11 protein-coding genes are annotated in these 17,145 nt (G+C 59.5%); 6 read left to right on the top strand and 5 right to left on the bottom strand.

What is annotated here, in order from left to right:
* Positions 1–194: 194 nt before the first annotated feature.
* The gene (mtnA, locus tag EGM97_RS13465) at positions 195–1,271 is read right to left on the bottom strand and encodes an S-methyl-5-thioribose-1-phosphate isomerase (protein WP_238961991.1); all 1,077 of its coding nucleotides are present in this window, start codon (positions 1,269–1,271) and stop codon (positions 195–197) included.
* A gap of 106 nt (positions 1,272–1,377) precedes the next feature.
* Between mtnA and EGM97_RS13460 the strand changes: the two genes are divergently transcribed.
* The 5 genes from EGM97_RS13460 to EGM97_RS13440 all read left to right on the top strand — a co-directional run bounded on the left by EGM97_RS13460 (position 1,378) and on the right by EGM97_RS13440 (position 6,225).
* Positions 1,378–2,709 (top strand): TRZ/ATZ family hydrolase, encoded by a 1,332-nt coding sequence (locus EGM97_RS13460; protein WP_238961990.1) that lies wholly within the window; start codon positions 1,378–1,380, stop codon positions 2,707–2,709.
* A 62-nt stretch (positions 2,710–2,771) separates the two neighbouring features.
* Positions 2,772–3,470, top strand: a complete 699-nt coding sequence (ubiG, locus tag EGM97_RS13455) for a bifunctional 2-polyprenyl-6-hydroxyphenol methylase/3-demethylubiquinol 3-O-methyltransferase UbiG (RefSeq protein WP_238961989.1) — start codon at positions 2,772–2,774, stop codon at positions 3,468–3,470.
* Positions 3,471–3,474: 4 nt separating this feature from the next.
* Positions 3,475–4,146, top strand: a complete 672-nt coding sequence (gene mupP, locus EGM97_RS13450; protein ID WP_238961988.1) for an N-acetylmuramic acid 6-phosphate phosphatase MupP — start codon at positions 3,475–3,477, stop codon at positions 4,144–4,146.
* Positions 4,147–4,233: 87 nt separating this feature from the next.
* Entirely contained in the window at positions 4,234–4,974 is a 741-nt protein-coding gene (locus EGM97_RS13445; RefSeq protein ID WP_238961987.1) for a YciK family oxidoreductase, read from the top strand.
* A 324-nt stretch (positions 4,975–5,298) separates the two neighbouring features.
* Entirely contained in the window at positions 5,299–6,225 is a 927-nt protein-coding gene (locus tag EGM97_RS13440) for a GGDEF domain-containing protein (protein WP_238961986.1), read from the top strand.
* A gap of 167 nt (positions 6,226–6,392) precedes the next feature.
* Here the strand turns inward: EGM97_RS13440 and EGM97_RS13435 are convergent, their stop codons facing one another.
* Both EGM97_RS13435 and EGM97_RS13430 read right to left on the bottom strand, forming a co-directional pair.
* Entirely contained in the window at positions 6,393–7,151 is a 759-nt protein-coding gene (locus EGM97_RS13435) for an iron-containing redox enzyme family protein (RefSeq protein ID WP_275300591.1), read from the bottom strand.
* A 78-nt stretch (positions 7,152–7,229) separates the two neighbouring features.
* A complete protein-coding gene (locus EGM97_RS13430; protein ID WP_238961984.1) occupies positions 7,230–9,689 on the bottom strand; it encodes an EAL domain-containing protein in 2,460 nt (819 codons plus the stop codon).
* Positions 9,690–9,995: 306 nt separating this feature from the next.
* Between EGM97_RS13430 and EGM97_RS13425 the strand changes: the two genes are divergently transcribed.
* A complete protein-coding gene (locus tag EGM97_RS13425) occupies positions 9,996–14,687 on the top strand; it encodes a deaminase domain-containing protein (protein WP_238961983.1) in 4,692 nt (1,563 codons plus the stop codon).
* A gap of 10 nt (positions 14,688–14,697) precedes the next feature.
* Here EGM97_RS13425 and EGM97_RS13420 read toward each other — a convergent pair whose 3' ends face one another.
* Positions 14,698–16,515: an ABC transporter ATP-binding protein gene (locus tag EGM97_RS13420; protein WP_238961982.1), complete on the bottom strand. Its 1,818-nt coding sequence runs from the start codon at positions 16,513–16,515 to the stop codon at positions 14,698–14,700.
* Positions 16,508–17,143 carry a DsbA family protein gene (locus tag EGM97_RS13415; protein ID WP_238961981.1) on the bottom strand — a complete coding sequence of 212 codons (636 nt, stop codon included), beginning with the start codon at positions 17,141–17,143 and terminating at the stop codon, positions 16,508–16,510. The genes EGM97_RS13420 and EGM97_RS13415 overlap by 8 nt, the downstream gene beginning before the upstream one ends.
* Positions 17,144–17,145: the final 2 nt, after the last annotated feature.

Genomic DNA, 17,145 nt, shown 5'->3' with positions numbered 1-17,145 from the left:
CGGAGCAGAGGGGCTTAGAGGCTTGCCGGATGCAAAATTGTGGGGGTGGTTCTGGCTATTCCACTGACTTCAAGGGCCCTATCGCGAGCAGGCTCGCTCCCACAGGAACTGCGCACGCTTGATAGTCAGCGCAACACCGAGCCAATGTGGGAGCGAGCCTGCTCGCGATAGCGATTTCCTGGCCTATATCGGTTTCAATGCAACCGCTTGCGACACATCAATTGCGCCAGTTTCGCGGTATCCGGGCGCTCAACGATGCCCTTTTCCGTGACGATGGCGTCGATCAGGTCTGCCGGCGTCACGTCGAACACCGGATTGAAGGTTTCCACCTCCGCCCCGACGCGCTTGCCGTCGACTTCCAACAGTTCGCACCCGTCGCGCTCCTCGATGGGAATGTCCTCGCCACTGGCCAGGCTCATGTCGATGGTCGAACTCGGCGCCACCACCATGAAGCGCACGCCGTGGTGCATGGCGCAGACCGCCAGTTGGTAAGTGCCGATCTTGTTCGCCACGTCACCATTGGCGGCGATGCGGTCGGCACCAACGATCAACCAGGTGACGCCCTTGGTTTTCATGATGTGGGCGGCGGCGGAGTCTGCGTTGAGGGTTACCGGGATGCCTTCGTTGAGCAATTCCCAGGCGGTCAGGCGCGAGCCCTGCAGCCACGGACGGGTTTCGCCGACATAGACGCGCTCGACCATGCCTTCGAGAAACGCGCCACGGATCACGCCCAGGGCCGTACCAAAACCACCAGTAGCCAGGGCGCCCGTGTTGCAGTGAGTGAGGATGGCCTGGGCGTTGCCCTGGTGCCTGCGAATCAGATCGACACCGAGCTGAGCCATGGTCAGATTGGCTTCGCGGTCGCTTTCATGGATGGCAATGGCCTCGGCTTCGAGCGCCGCCAGCGGCTCGACATGTTCCTTCAGGCGCGCCAGCCGGTCGCGCATGCGGTCCAGGGCCCAGAACAGGTTCACCGCCGTCGGCCGGGATTCGGCCAACAGCGCAAAGTCGGTCTCCAGCGCGGCCCGCCAGTCACCGCCTTCGGCAAATCGCGCGCGAGCGGCCAACACCACGCCATAGGCCGCACTGATGCCGATAGCCGGCGCACCGCGCACCACCATCGAACGGATGGCTTCGGCCACGCCGACCGCACTGTCATAGGCGATCCAGCACTCCTCGAACGGCAAAAGACGCTGATCCAGCAAGTGCAGGTAGCCATTGCGCCAGTCGATGGCCTTCACCTTCTCCGCTGCCAGCAGACGATCGCGCATCCCTCACCCCGCACTCATGAACAAAAGCCGCCGATTATAGCGATCCCTCCGCGAAGACGCTCGGGTATACTTCGCCATCCTTTATATCCGATGGAACCGATCCACGATGCCCAGGACCGCCGTTGCGCTCGACTTATTATTGCTGCCGACCTGGTTGGTGCCTGTCGAACCCGCCGGCGTGGTACTCAAGGATCATGGTCTGGGCGTGCGCGACGGCTGCATTGTCTTCATCGGCCCACGGGCAGAAGCCCTCCAGTGCAACGCCGCCGAAGTCCGCGAGCTGCCGGGCATGCTGCTCAGCCCTGGGCTGATCAACGCTCACGGCCATGCGGCAATGACCCTGTTCCGCGGCTTGGCGGACGACCTGCCGTTGATGACCTGGCTCGAACAGCATATCTGGCCAGCCGAGGGCAAATGGGTCGATGAGGCATTCGTCCGCGATGGCACCGACCTGGCAATCGCCGAGCAGATCAAGGGCGGCATCACTTGTTTCTCTGACATGTATTTCTATCCCAAGGTTGCCAGCGAACGCGTTCATAACAGCGGTATCCGCGCACAAATCGCCCTTCCGATCCTTGATTTCCCGATTCCCGGTGCCTCCAACGCCGACGAAGCCATTCGTCAGGGCATCGAATTGTTTGGCGACCTCAAGCACCATCCCCGGATCAAAGTTGCATTCGGGCCGCATGCGCCCTACACCGTCGGCGACGACAACCTGGAAAAAATCCGCGTCATCGCCGAAGAACTGGACGCAGCGATCCATATGCACGTCCACGAAACCGCCTTCGAAGTGCAGCAGGCATTGGATAACACTGCTGAGCGGCCCTTGGCGCGCCTGGGTCGACAGGGTCTGTTGGGCCCGCGATTTCAGGCCGTGCACATGACTCAGGTCAGCGATGAAGACCTGGCGTTGCTGGTAGAAAGCAATTGCAGCGTGATTCATTGCCCCGAATCGAACCTCAAGCTGGCCAGCGGCTTTTGTCCGGTGGAGCGTCTGTGGCAAGCCGGGGTCAATGTCGCGATCGGCACCGACGGCGCGGCGAGCAACAACGACCTGGACCTGCTGAGCGAAACCCGCACCGCGGCGCTACTGGCCAAGGCTGTCGCCGGCTCGGCCACCGCCCTCGACGCCCACCGGGCGCTGCGCATGGCCACGCTCAATGGCGCCCGGGCACTGGGCCTCGAAGCGACGGTTGGCTCGCTGGAAGTCGGCAAGGCGGCCGACCTGGTGGCCTTCGACCTGTCGGGACTGGCGCAGCAACCGATCTACGATCCGGTGTCACAACTGATTTATGCCACAGGCCGCGACTGCGCGAAGCACCTGTGGGTGGCCGGCAAACCATTGCTGGAGGACGGCCGGCTGACTCGCCTGGACGAATCGCAACTGATCGCCACGGCCCAGGCCTGGGGACGTCGTATCGGCGGCCATGACGAATGACCCTGCCCCTCGAGCCACGGCTCGGGGCCCTGATTTTTTTTAAGTTTTTCGAGGATCTGCACATGAGTAACGTCGACCACGCCGAAATCGCCAAATTCGAAGCCCTGGCCCATCGTTGGTGGGACCGTGAAAGCGAATTCAAACCGCTGCACGACATTAACCCGCTGCGGGTCAACTGGATTGACGAACGGGTCAATCTGGCCGGCAAGAAAGTGCTCGACGTCGGCTGCGGCGGCGGGATCCTCAGCGAAGCCATGGCCCTGCGCGGGGCAACGGTGATGGGCATCGACATGGGCGAAGCGCCCCTCGCGGTCGCGCAATTGCATCAACTGGAATCCGGCGTCAGCGTCGAATACCGGCAGATCACCGCCGAGGCCCTGGCCGAGGAAATGCCCGGCCAGTTCGACGTGGTCACCTGCCTGGAAATGCTTGAACACGTGCCAGACCCCTCGTCGGTCATCCGTGCCTGCTTCCGCATGGTCAAACCCGGCGGCCAGGTGTTCTTCTCCACCATCAACCGCAACCCGAAGGCGTACCTGTTCGCCATCATCGGTGCCGAATACATCATGAAGCTGCTGCCGCGCGGCACCCATGACTTCAAGAAATTCATCCGTCCATCCGAGCTCGGCGCCTGGAGCCGCATGGCCGGGCTGACCGTCAAGGACATCATCGGCCTGACCTACAACCCGCTGACCAAGCACTACAAACTGGCCTCGGACGTTGATGTCAACTACATGATCCAGACCCTGCGCGAGGAGTAAGTCGATGCGTCTCAAAGCAGTTCTCTTCGACATGGATGGCACGCTGCTCGACACGGCACCGGACTTCATCGCCATCTGCCAGGCCATGCGCGCCGACCGCGGCTTGCCGCCCATGAACACGCAGCATATCCGCGACGAGATTTCCGGCGGCGCCCGGGCGATGGTCGCGGTGACCTTTTCCATGGACCCGGAATCCCCCGGGTTCGAAGAACTGCGCCAGGAGTTCCTGGATCGCTACCTCAAGGGTTGCGCGGTCCACAGTCACTTGTTCGACGGCATGGCCGAGGTGCTGGCCGACATTGAAGCCGCCAACCTGATCTGGGGCGTGGTCACCAACAAACCCGTGCGCTTCGCCGAACCGATCATGCAGCAACTGGGGCTGGCCGAGCGCTCGAAGGTGTTGATCTGCCCGGATCATGTGAAGAACAGCAAGCCCGATCCGGAGCCGTTGATCCTGGCCTGCAAAATGCTCGATCTGGACCCGGCCAGCGTACTGTTCGTGGGCGACGACCTGCGGGACATCGAGTCCGGCCGCAGCGCCGGTACCCGGACCTGTGCGGTGACCTACGGCTACATCCATCCGGACGACAACCCCAGGCATTGGGGGGCGGATGTGGTGATCGATCACCCGTCGGCGCTGCGGGAAGTATTGGATAACGCGTTGTGCAGTTGCTGAGCTGAAAGTCGCAGTCATGACAAGGGGATGAATCCCCTCGCCACAACAATGCATCACCACGCATCGTTTTGTTTCGTGAGGTTCTCTATGTTTGATTACACCGCCCGCCCCAACCTGCTCGATGGCCGGGTCATCCTGGTGACCGGTGCCGGTCGCGGCATCGGCGCCGCCGCCGCCAAGGCCTACGCCGCCCATGGCGCCACCGTGTTGCTGTTGGGCAAGACCGAAGCCAACCTGACCCAGGTCTACGATGAAATCGAAGCGGCCGGCCATCCACAGCCGGCGGTGATCCCGTTCAACCTCGAAACGGCCCTGCCCCACCAGTACGATGAATTGGCGGCCATGATCGAAACCGAATTCGGGCACCTGGACGGCTTGCTGCACAACGCCTCGATCATCGGCCCGCGCACACCACTTGAACAACTCTCCGGCGAAAACTTCATGCGCGTGATGCACGTGAACGTCAACGCCATGTTCATGCTCACCAGCACGCTGCTGCCTTTGCTGAAGCTGTCCAAGGATGCATCGGTGGTGTTCACCTCCAGCAGTGTTGGACGCAAGGGCCGGGCATACTGGGGTGCGTATGGCGTGTCCAAGTTCGCGACCGAAGGGTTGATGCAGACCCTGGCCGACGAGGTCGACTCCGTTTCGGCGGTTCGCGCCAACAGCATCAACCCGGGGGCCACCCGCACCAGCATGCGTGCCCAGGCCTATCCAGGAGAAAATCCACTCAACAATCCGACTCCTGAAGAGATCATGCCGGTCTATCTGTACTTGATGGGTCCGGACAGCACAGGCGTCAACGGCCAAGCCTTCAACGCCCAATAAGTCCCCACCTCCCGTCGCGGCGGTTTACCGTCGCGGCGCTGCCTACGGCAACGCCAAGCGAGGCGAATCGCCGGGTCTTTGTCGCTCAACGTCAGCGCGATGCTCGAATCTTTATTCCAACACCTTGATTCCCAAGTGATTTTCACGAGCCGAAGGGACTGGCACGACTTTCGCTCTGATTCCCTCAGACATCCATGTCCGGCAGACGACAGGCGCTACAGACGAGACCTGCATCCATCAAGGAAGCGGACTAAACTCAGCTCAATGCCTCACGGGGACGATGGACCACTGTCGGGACAGATTTTGCTCAGGGGCTCACGCCATATGAAAACGCCCACCCAGACCAATACGATTGACTTCGACAGTGCCAAGTTGCAGCGCCTGGGGCTCGGCCAGCCGTCACCGTTGTCGGCGCGGCCTGTCACTCTTGAGCAATTGCGCCAACAACTGAGCCAGCAATTGCAGACGAGCCTGGAACCGCAGCGGGTCCTGGGCCTGTTTTTTCGTGAAGTCCAGCGACTGGTGCCATTGGATGCACTGGCTTATCAACACAAGCCCAGCGACCTGCGCCTGGAATTCGGCCAGCGCGGTCACCACCTGCTCAGCTACAACCTCAGCCATGAAGGCGACGATCTGGGCGAACTGGTGTTTCGGCGCAATCAGCGCTTTACCGACCCGGAGCAGGGTGACCTTGAGGCAGCAATGTCGACAATGCTGTTTCCGCTGCGTAACGCCCTGCTCTACCGTGCCGCAACGCAGGATGCCCTGCGCGATCCATTGACCGGCACCGGTAACCGCATTGCGATGGAACAGACCTTGAATCGGGAAATCGACATGTCCCGGCGTCATATGCAGCCGCTGTCGCTGCTGATGCTCGATATCGATCATTTCAAGCGCATCAACGACACCTACGGCCATGGCGCCGGCGATGTAGTGCTCAAGACGGTCGCCGAGTCGATCAAACAGCAATTGCGCAACGTGGACATGGTGTTCAGGTTCGGTGGCGAGGAATTCCTGATCCTGCTTTCCAATACCAGCCGAGAGGCCGCAGCCCTGGTCGGTGAAAGGCTGCGCCATGCCGCTCAGTTGCAGGATTATTTTGCAGCGCAAACGAGGATCGACCTGACGGTCAGCCTCGGTTGCGCGACCCTGCTGCCGGGAGAGTCCGTCGAGAGCGTGCTCAGAAGGGTCGACAGCGCGCTGTATGTCGCCAAGCGAGAAGGACGGAACCGGCTGGCGATGGCGGGCTGAAATGTTTTTCAGGCAGGTCCGCCGCTCTCGCGAGCGGGCTCGCTCCCACAGGGCTCGGTGGCGATCACTAATCCCATGATCATCCGGAGCGTTGCGGGAGCGAGCCTGTTCGCAATGAAGTCCGACAGCCAACCTCCCCGTTGGCCGTCAGACTGACTCACAGGCGATCAGCTCCCGGCCAGGGCCAGACGCTCGCGAGTGGATGAGATTTTCTCCTGTTCCAGTTGCATGCAGCGCTCCAGGAACAGGTACATGTAGTCATAGCTCTTGCAAATGGCCTGGCGCAGCTCGGCTTGCAAAGCCTTGCTCGGGTTCATGCCCGCCAGGGTGCAGATGATTTCCAGCGCTTCCCATGGGTGGGCGTCGTCGTACTGGGCATGCATCTTCAGCCATTTCATGGCCCGCTTGCGGTCTTCCTCGGCAAAGGCTGCCGCGTAGACGCCACTGGAACATACCAGCGCCGACCACTCCCCGGTCGCACCTTCGATGGCATAGTTGGTCGCCGCAATTGCCACTACCAGCGAATCCGATGAACTGGTGTGCCAGCACCAATGACTCAATGCATGCAGTTCAGGTGGCACCTGCTGTGCTTGCAGGTCTTCCAGCGTCACGCCATGGGCGGCGCTCCAGTTCACCCAGTAATCGGCATGGTTGAGTTCGACACGAATGTTGCGCATCAGCCAACGACGGGCCATGTCTTCGCCAGGATGGCGAGCAAAGCGGGTCTTGGTGAGGTTCTGCGCCATGTATAAGGCGAACTGTTCGACGACCGGCCAACCACCGATAAGGTAGTGGCGCATGGTCCTGGTGCTGAGCTTGTTATCACGCATGCGCTGATACAGCTCGTGCTCGACAACCCGGCGCTTGCTCTCGCTGCAATCGGCAATGAGCATTTGTGCCCATTTCGGATAGCTTGTGGCGTCCATGAGCGGGCCTGTTCGGTTGAATGTGTCGATCACTGTCTGGCTCCTTTTGATTGTGATTTTTACGGATCAACAAGAGGTTCAGCGGAACGTGCCGGGGGCCTTGAATAACAACGGCTGGGGCCGGGCCGGCCTACACTGCAACGTGTCACAGGTAAACAATTGCGGGCGCTCGATCACATACCCTTGAGCGTAATCCACGCCGATTTCCAGCAAGGCCTGCTCGATCTGGGCGGTTTCAACAAACTCGGCAATGGTGCGCTTACCCATGACGTGGCCGATGTGGTTGATCACTTCGACCATTGCACGGTTAATCGGGTCGTCCAGCATATCCTTTACGAAACTCCCATCGATCTTCAGGAAGTCTACAGGTAAATGTTTCAGGTAAGCGAACGAAGACATTCCGGCACAAAAGTCATCCAGGGAGAAATAACAACCCAAGCCCTTGAGTTCGTTAATAAAGCGGATCGCACTGCCTAAATTCGAAATAGCGCTGGTTTCGGTTATTTCAAAACAAATCATTTCTGGCGGAACCGAATAGACCGCAAACTGTTTACGCAAGAAATCGAGAAACGCCTGATCTCCGATAGTCGTGCCTGACAGATTAATCGCACACATGGCCAGCGGTCCCTGGCCCGATTCATTCAGGCATTGGCGAATGATCTTGAAGACGTTCTCCACCACCCAACGGTCCAGGGAGGTCATCAGGCCATAGCGCTCCGCCGCGGGAATGAAGCTGTCAGGCAATATCATCCGGCCGGCTTCGTCATGCAGGCGCAGCAGGATCTCGATATGCCCGCCGCCATGGTCACCCGGCCCGAGCGCGGCAATTTCCTGGGCATAAAGACAGAAGCGGTTTTCCTCCAGGGCCATGTGCAAGCGCTGCACCCAAGCCATTTCGCCAAAACGCAGGGACAGCTCCGAATCGTCGGCGTGATAGACCTGCACGCGGTTGCGGCCCTTCTCCTTGGCCATGTAGCAGGCCATGTCGGCGGCACGCAGGGACGCTTCCAGGGTCGCCGGGTTCTGAGCGATATGCACCAGCCCGATACTGACGGTGGTCACGAAGGGCCGGCCTTTCCATACGAAGTGCAGATTCTGCACGGTCTGGCGCAGCCCCTCGGCGATCTTTTCCGCCGCGTCTGGCGCACAGTTCTCCAGCAGGATACCGAACTCATCCCCTCCCAGCCGGGCGAGGGTATCGTTTTCCCGCAACCCGGATTGCAACAAGGCGCAGATATGGCGCAGCAGTTCATCACCCGCCGCGTGGCCGCAGGTATCGTTAACCAGCTTGAACTGGTCCAGGTCGAGAAACATCAAGGCATGACGACCGCTCTGACGCGTCAGGCTGTGCAAGGCCTGCTCCAGGCGGTACTCGAATTCCCGACGGTTAGCCAGGCCGGTCAGGGCGTCATGGGTGGCCTGCCACGATAGGTTGGCGATGTATTGACGCTCCTGGGTCATGTCGTGCAGTACCAGCACGGCACCACTGACCTTGCCGCCATGGCGGATCGGCGCACCCACGAGCGTCACTGAAACGGTGCTGCCGTCCAGACGCTGGATCAGTTTCGAATGCTCACTGCCGCCACCGAGCCGACCGCTGAGGATATGCTCGATCAGGGTCAAGCCCTCGGTCTGGGCGTTATCGTCGAGTAAATTGAACAGCGCGGCCAGGGGCAGGCCGGTGGCATGCTCGGCCTTCCAGTGGGTCATCGCCTCGGCCGCAGGGTTCATATAGGCAATGGCACCCTCGACGTCGGTGGTAATGACACCGTCGCCAATAGACTGCAGCGTGATCTGCGCACGCTCTTTTTCCACTTGCAGCGCATTGGCAAAAATCTGTCGCTGGGCCAGAAGTTTATGGGTACGCAACAATGCCAGGACAATCAGACCCAGGGCGGTGGCGAAGTTGGTCACGAGTAACAGGCGCAGGATAAAGCGAGACCCCTCGCCCAGCGCATCACTGAAGGCCTTCGCGGCAGGTGTGACGGAGTCGTTGATGGCAAAGATCCGCGCCTTCCAGCCGCGGATATCGGGGTCCGTGGCCTTGCCTTGGGAAATGCTCTCGTGCATCTGCCGGGCGACGCTATTGAGCTCGGTCAGATAGCTGTCCCCCACCGTCCACAGATTGATGGCTTCTTCCAGATAACTGAAGTGACGGAAATTCAGGTAGAGCCAGATCAGGCTGGCGACGTCGTCCGGGTGATTGCCACCCTTGAGGATGCCCGCCCGTGCCGCTTCCAGGTCCGGCGGCTGGCGATCCAGCGCCACTCGCAGTTCATGACCGCCTTCGGGCACGGCGATGGCTTGCTGGTACTTGTGAAAAATCGCCTCGTCGCGGCTATCGGCGTAAAGGTTGAGGTAATAGATCGCATCTTTCTGTCCCTTCGACCAGAGACTTTCCCCCGCCACATAGCCACGAACCGCCGACAATACATAAAGACTGACGCCCCCCAACAAGGCCTGAAACAGGACAACGGCTATAAAAGGCCAGACGATGCCCAACAACCGGGGAGTTCCGAGAGTCCGCGCTTGATTCATGAGGTCCCTGTCTAGTGGCCTGTCAGGCTCGTCGACCAGCCTTCAGACCGATCATTCCAGCAAGACTAGGAGCAGCGGGAGTTCCTCGCAAGAGGGCACACATTATTTAACGTTGCTCCCTCTCGAACACCCGAGCCACGACTGGCGACGAGTGAGGGTAACTACCGAAAAAGTTACAACATGCCGGCACGCTATATCTATCTACCGCCCCGGACTTTCCCTGGACTGATTGGATACGAGGGCTCTCTATTTCGCACTTTTGAGGCCTAGTAGAGAACCTTTCGTTAATTATCAGGGAACCCCACTATGCCGTCCTTGCCCGCTTCTGACCTTTCAGCACCGAACCCATGGCCGTCCCATGCCCAAGCGCACCAGGGTCTGCTGGATGAATATGACGCACTGCTGGCAGTGATTCGAAGCAATGAAACACCATCCGACAGGCTTATCGACAGATTGCTGATCCCCAGGCCCTGCTCGCCCATGGCCCTGGAAAATGAAGTCGGTCAACGGGCATTACGAGCGCTGATCGAAGACAAGGCTTATCAAGCGCTGTGCGACACGCAGGATGCCTCGCCCGACAAGCTGACGGTCACACTGAAGGAAGGCAAAGCCTTCTACTCGACACGCCGGAATAGCGGTCCCGATGTCATCCAGCTTGAACTCGACAAGCAGCCTGGCTGCCAGGACTTATTGGTGAACATTGAAAAATCCGCTCTAAGGCTGGGTGGAAAGATCCGCTTCGACAGTCAGTTTTCCCTGATCAGAATGATCCGTTTCTATGGTTTCATCCCTTGGGACCCGCAAGACGCCGGACAACGCGAAGCCACGATCGATGCTCTGGAAGAAAAGCGCGCTCGTCATTCACTCGGACTGTGGCATGGAATAAATCTCGACGAAGCAAGTCAGGAGCCGACACCCGAACAGGTGCTGACCAATGGCCGGATCATCGACACAGTGCGCCAGTTCCTGCCCACACCAAAAACCTCCCTGCTGGCCTGTCTCGATGCTGTCGACATCGACAAGCTGACGACGGCGAAACTCCGTGCGAAACCGTCGATGTACCTCGAAACAATCCTGCGATCGGCACAAGCGCAGACCTTGGCGAACAAACTGTTGCAAGCCCTGGGCTGGTTCGGCGGCGGAGCCGGCGAAGAAACCGCTCCAGGAATTCGCATCCAGTTGGTAATCAAAGCCCTTCGCCTGTGGATCGCCTCGGCAGGTGGCGAAAATCCGGAGGGCGTTGCCGGCTATCTTTGGCAAAAGTCGTCCTATTGGGGGAAGAGCTACCAGGAAATCCAGACGGGGTTCGAGGAGCATCTGCTCGCGTCCAAGCGCGCCTCCTCCGAAAATGAAGCCATTCTGATTGCGGGGCTTTTCCACCCCTTGTTCCCGGCGGAGTTCCAAGTCCGCGATATACCGCCGCAATTGGCTTACCGAAGCTCCACGGTCTGGGTGAATTTTGTCCATGGCGTCCATCTCGCCAATGCCATTGACCCTTTGTTATTGCATCGCCTGAACTTCCAGCAATTGGTCGATCTGCCGATACGGCAGGCCGGCGAAGCAACCTCTGAAGACTTGAAGTTAATTACGCTGACCCGATTGAAACCGATGCTGGAATGGGCAGTGACGAATGGAATGGTTTCTTACAACGCTGACGCCAACTATTCGACGCAAGATCTACAGGGCACCGCGCAAAAGCTCGATACGACCGTCGAGAGTTTGAATAACGCTATTCGCTGGCTCGACACTGCCCCTCCAGAAAGACTGAACATTGCCAGGCTCAAGATGGCCAAACTTTTTGGCGATGGCGGTTTCGTGTCGGATGGCAGGAAACTGGTCAGGCAAGCCAATGCTCTTTACACCGCTCCCCAATTTCGACTGATGGCCCCCATGGGCAGGCCTGCACCTGACGCCTATTCATTCATTGACGTGTATGCCTCTGGCCAGCTCGCCGAACGAAAATGGTTTATCACTGAAACCGACGGAAAACACTCAACCGACATTTGGTTGAAAATCGGCAGTGATCGAACAGTACAAACGAACCTGTCGTGGCCGTCCTTGTCCGCAATCCCGCTCGAGGACAGGACGCTGCCGGATATCGAGAAGACCTTTTCGATTCACTTCAAGATCTACATCAATCAGCTCAGAAGTGCCTACAGGACACTGATCAGCCACCAACTCGCCTCCTTGCCCCTGGCTGACCGTCACGCCCTGGAATATGGATCGATCAGGGTGTACTCCTTGAGAAAAGCAACCACGGGGGTCGAAGCGGCAAATGAGACACCTGCCATGACACTTCCCCTTCGGGCACGTAATGGTTTCATTCTGGGAGCGACCCGCGGTGAAAAAACGTCCTGGTACGAACTGCTGCCCCGGGCCGGAATCATTCGGCGCCGCGCAGACATCTCCTCGCAGCATGTCGATGGCGAACGGAAAACGGAGAAATGGAGAGTCAGCCGTGGTTCAGCCGTGAGCGTGACCGTGATACGTCACAAGCGCCTCCCTTTCGATTGGGATGCCCATGTAAAAGGAACGGCTCCAGGCGCTGATGCCCACTGCGACGCGATCCTGGATCAACTGGGTGGCACACTTGCACCGATTGAAAGAAACGACAACAACGCCCTGCCGCATACATTGGCGTCGAAGACCACTCAACGGATCACCCAGCACATTGCCCAACATCTGCTTTTCGTCGATGAAAAAGCGCTGTACGACAGCTGCTATGGAAAAACCGAATTCGATCATGAAGAAGCCAGGCGCAAGAAGGTCATCGACGTGGCAAAAATGCTGGTGCCTTTCTGGAGCAGCATAGAAGACCTGAGCTCAGGCGATCGTGACCGACTGGCAAGCGGTGCCTTTGGCCTGTTCATTGATTTTGCATCGTTCGTCCTGCCCATCGGAAAATTCGCCTCGGGCTCATTGAAGCTGGTCAGGACGGTGGGGAAATGGAGTATCCGCGAAGCCCTCCCCGCCTTTGCGAAACTTTCGGGCACCTTGCTTAACGCCACCCTGAACCCCCTCGATGGCATTCCATCCTTGCTGCAGGCCGGTAGTCAAAGCGCCTACCGGCTCGGTAAAAAAGGTTATCTGAGCCTCAAGACCTTGAGCGGCAGAGCGGGACAATATGATTTCGTGAACGGCATGGGCCAGGTCACCGACCCTGGACGATGGCGCCCCCTGCTGCCAAATGACCACCTCGGTGCGGTGCGCGGGGTCGATGATGTGCCTGTGCGCAACATCGGCGTGCTGGACAATGCCGACTACCGCCTGATTGACCCTCTGACGTCCAAACCTTACGGTCCGTCATTGATCGACAATTCAACAGAACTGTCCTTGGGACGCTCCCACTACAGTGCGCTGGCCAGGACCGACACCCATGTCATCGTCCAGGTGCCGGAAAAAACCCGCGTACGAGAATTGCTTGAAGTCGACGGCAACCGGACCTTTTATCTGGATGACGTGCCCTATCGGTTGCACCATGAACACCTGCGTCGGGCCAGCCAACTGGACGCCAGCGAACGACTCAGGCAACGCCCATGCCGTGTGCGTCGTACACCCGATGAGTTTTGCAAGACCCGGTATGTGTTGCCGGGCAAGCCCGCCGAACGGCCGCCTGCCGGTGAGTTCGACCCAGAACCGAGCTGGGCCCCCTGGTTCGGCGATACGACGCTTTATCCCTCCCTGCCGAAAACCGTCAATGACCGCGCCCTGCTGGCCTTCGAAGGGAAGATCTATGAACTCAAGGGCGGCAAGCTCAACACTTATAAAGGCCGACCGGAATGGATTGGCCTCACCAGCAAAATCCCCATCCCTCGGGAAACCATTTCGGCGACACTGCAATTCCAGACCGGTCTGTATGGGGGAATCAAAGTCACGGGTACAGCACAGAACATCGACGATGTACATGAGACGGGCGCGTTGATCATCCGCTCTCTCGACGAGAAATCCACGTATGTCTTCACTCGCTTGAACTTCGATGATTACTACATGACGACACTGTCCTCTACCGACAGTGTCGAGTCTGCGCTGACCCTGAAGAAATTGAGCGCCGATGACCTGGCGCCAGGCACGGTGGGTGAGGAACTGCGACGGGTGTACATCGGCTCGCTGAATGCGAACAATGCCGCCAGGGTCTACGGCAGAGACCAGATCGAACTGGCGCTGGACAAGATCGATGAAATTTCGATTCCCATTGGCGCGCCTGTCCACCCGCCTTCGAACATGAAGTGGGTGAAAGTCAATACCTACTCCGCTGAAGCCGTGTTGTTCGACCGCAGGACGAGAATGATCGTCTCCGAGTTACCCAATGGCGCGGCCGTCTGGAAGCCTTCCACGCAAGCGCCCGAAGCCCTGCAAAAATCTACAGGCGACGTGTTCAACGCGCTTTTTACACATCCATCCACCCCCGATACGACTCAATCGACAAGCCGGGTCATCACCATCAACGACGCCATGCAGGAACTGCAAAAAATCCTGCCGACGCAAAACCAGAAGAACATCGCCTTCGCCAGCGTGACCACCGCGTCGGGCCAGAACGAAGTCTATGTCAGCGTTTCCGGAATCGAGGATTACACCCGACATCTGCCACTGTTCAAATCCAGCGGTGGACTGACCGAGATTACACAGGGTGACGTCACTTACTTCAATGTCGACGGGCTCCGGCCCCCCATCGATCCAGCCGCGCTTAGCCTGAGCTCTGAAGGGAAACTGCTGGCCATCCCCCACCTCATGGACGCCCCAGGCAGTTCGGACAGGCTGAGCCGCGTCACTTCGGGTGACAGCGAAAGCAAACTGATCGCCTATCTCAGTGAAAAATACCCGGATCCGGAAGACATCAAGTCGATCACAGTGGCGACGACCCTGCCGCCCTGCGAATCCTGCTCGATTGTCATGAAGGAGTTCGGCCATGAACGCGGCGCCGATGCGCTGAACGTCATCTGGGGACAACGGCGCAAGCGCCCGGCCACGGAGATGGACACGTCAACCGATTCGGAATGACCCCGCGTCATCAATGCTGTTGCAGATGACCGTAGAGCTTGGCGTAGAGGCCACCATCAGCCATCAGTTGCTGGTGACCGCCATCTTCGGCAATTTGCCCGCCATCGAACACCAGCACCCGGTCAGCCTGTTTCACGGCCGACAACCGGTGCGCAATGATCAGGGTTGTTCGGTTACTCAGGAACCGGGCCAGCGCCTGGTGCAGGTTGTATTCGGTGGCGGCGTCCAGGGCGGACGTCGCCTCGTCGAGGATCACCACCTTCGGCTCGGCCAGTACCATGCGGGCAATGGCCAGGCGCTGGCGTTGCCCACCGGACAAACGTACGCCAGAACGCCCGACGATGCTGTCCAGTCCGTTGGGCAGTTCGCGGACCGTGCTGTGCAACTGGGCAATTTCCAGTGCTCGCCAGCAGGCCTCGTCGCTGCGTTCGCGGCCCATGGTCAGGTTGGCCCGCACCGTATCGTTGAACAGTGCCGGGTGTTGCAGCACCACTGCGACATTTTCCCGGATGGTTTCCAGGCCGATCTCCTGTTGCGTGGCATCGCCGAAGCGGATGCTGCCCGACTGCGGTGTATAGAGTCCCAGCAATAGCTGCACCAGGGTGCTTTTGCCACCGCCACTGGCACCGACGATGGCGACTTTTTCCCCCGGCGAAATGGACAGGTTCAACTGGTTGAGCACCAGTTCCTCACCATAACCGAAGCTCAGCCCCTGAATATCGATCCCCACGGTGTCGTTCCCTTCGAAGGGGTCGATGTCACCGTTGTACTGGGGCTCGTCGTTGCGCGCCAGCAACTCGTTGATGCGGCTCAGGGCACCGCCCGCCGCGTAATAGGCGTACTGCAGGTTCAACAGTTGCTCCACCGGGCCGATCATGAACCACAGGTAGCTGAACACTGCCAGCATCTGGCCAATGGACAGGTCGGAGAACAGTACGGTGAGCATCGCCGCGGCACGAAAGATATCGATACCGAACTGGAAAAGCAGGCCACTGGCTCGGCCCGATGCGTCGCTTTTCCATTGGGAGTTGACAGCGTAGTCACGTACTTCCCGAGCACGCAGCCCCAGTCGCCCGAGGAAGAAACCCTGGCGATTACCGGCGCGTACCTCCTGGATGGCATCCAGGGTTTCGGTCAAGGCTTGAGTGAAACGCGAGGTGCTGTCGTTCTCCAACTTCTTGAGGTGCTTGACCCGTTTACCCAACTGCACCGTGGCGTAGATCACCAATGGGTTGAACAGCAGGATCAACAGCGCCAGTTTCCAGTGCATCCACATCAGGATGCCCGCAGTGCCCACCAACGTCAGCATCGCCACCAGGAACCGGCTGAGGGTTTCGCCGACGAACTTGTCGAGGGTATCCAGGTCGGTGACCAGGTGAGCCGCCACGGTGCCGCTGCCCAGGCTTTCGTATTCACCCAGGGAGATGCGCTTGAGGCGGTCGATCAAGCGGATGCGAATGCGATAGACAATATCCTTGGCCAATCTTGCGAACAGGCGCGCCTGCAAAACGTTGAACAGCAACGCGCCGCAGCGCAGCACCAGGGTCGCCAGCAGCATCAGCCCGATGTAACCGGCCGCGCTCTGCCAACCTGTCGGCAAGGCGTGGTTCATCACTTTCAGTGCCGCATCGCCACGGCCCAGCAGCACTTCGTCCACCAGCAATGGCAACAGCAAGGGAATCGGTACGCTGCACAAAGTCGCCAACACGGCCACGCCATTGGCGATCCACAGGGCTTTTTTGTGCTTGAGGGCCAGGCGACGGATTTCTGCCCAGGTCAATCGATCGGTGCGTTGCGGGACCGCAGCCCCCTCCGGCAGGTCAGGCACAGGCCGCGCGCTCCAGCCAACGACCCAGCAATGGAGACAACTGGCTCAGAGGCTGGTAGCCGTTGGTGAGCAAGGCCAATTGGCCGTCACGCTCGGCGAGCAGCGTGGGGAACCCGGCAATACCGAGGTCCTGCACCCACGTGAAATCCGCAGCGGTGGCCGCCTGTTGGTCGGCACGGTCGAACGCTTCGGCGAACTCGATGCGCGGTAGCCCGGCCTGCTCGGCCAGTTCCACCAGAATGCTGGCATGGGTCACGTCGCGCCCTTGCACATAGAACGCCTGTTGGATCAGCTTCACCAGCTTCCAGGACAGGTCGGGCGCCAGGCTGCGAGCCGTCACTATCGCCCGGCAGGCAGGTTCGGTGTCATAGACGAAACCGTCCGGCAATGCCCCTTCGAACTTGAATGGCTGGCCGGTGGCCTGGGTCACGGCCTGCCAATGCTCGAGGATGTAGCGTCGGGTCGTCGGCTCCAGCGCCGAACCGCTGCCGGTACGCAGACCACCCATGACCAGATGCAGTTCGACGCCAGCGGCGTGCGCCTGCTCGACCAATGCATCGGCTACCGGCGCGAAGCCCCAGCACCAGGAACACATCGGGTCCATCACATAGAGCAGGCGCGACGCCATGG

Origin of the sequence: Pseudomonas sp. AF32, from assembly GCF_022342325.2 — a bacterium.
Classification (GTDB): domain Bacteria; phylum Pseudomonadota; class Gammaproteobacteria; order Pseudomonadales; family Pseudomonadaceae; genus Aquipseudomonas; species Aquipseudomonas uvaldensis.
This window is presented reverse-complemented; position numbering and strand designations above follow the sequence as displayed.

What these genes read in the sequence shown, in the direction of transcription:
- mtnA (WP_238961991.1), bottom strand. Translation starts at nt 1,271, where the DNA reads ATGCGCGATCGTCTGCTGGCAGCGGAGAAGGTGAAGGCCATCGACTGG.
- EGM97_RS13460 (WP_238961990.1), top strand. Translation starts at nt 1,378, where the DNA reads ATGCCCAGGACCGCCGTTGCGCTCGACTTATTATTGCTGCCGACCTGG.
- ubiG (WP_238961989.1), top strand. Translation starts at nt 2,772, where the DNA reads ATGAGTAACGTCGACCACGCCGAAATCGCCAAATTCGAAGCCCTGGCC.
- mupP (WP_238961988.1), top strand. Translation starts at nt 3,475, where the DNA reads ATGCGTCTCAAAGCAGTTCTCTTCGACATGGATGGCACGCTGCTCGAC.
- EGM97_RS13445 (WP_238961987.1), top strand. Translation starts at nt 4,234, where the DNA reads ATGTTTGATTACACCGCCCGCCCCAACCTGCTCGATGGCCGGGTCATC.
- EGM97_RS13440 (WP_238961986.1), top strand. Translation starts at nt 5,299, where the DNA reads ATGAAAACGCCCACCCAGACCAATACGATTGACTTCGACAGTGCCAAG.
- EGM97_RS13435 (WP_275300591.1), bottom strand. Translation starts at nt 7,151, where the DNA reads ATGGACGCCACAAGCTATCCGAAATGGGCACAAATGCTCATTGCCGAT.
- EGM97_RS13430 (WP_238961984.1), bottom strand. Translation starts at nt 9,689, where the DNA reads ATGAATCAAGCGCGGACTCTCGGAACTCCCCGGTTGTTGGGCATCGTC.
- EGM97_RS13425 (WP_238961983.1), top strand. Translation starts at nt 9,996, where the DNA reads ATGCCGTCCTTGCCCGCTTCTGACCTTTCAGCACCGAACCCATGGCCG.
- EGM97_RS13415 (WP_238961981.1), bottom strand. Translation starts at nt 17,143, where the DNA reads ATGGCGTCGCGCCTGCTCTATGTGATGGACCCGATGTGTTCCTGGTGC.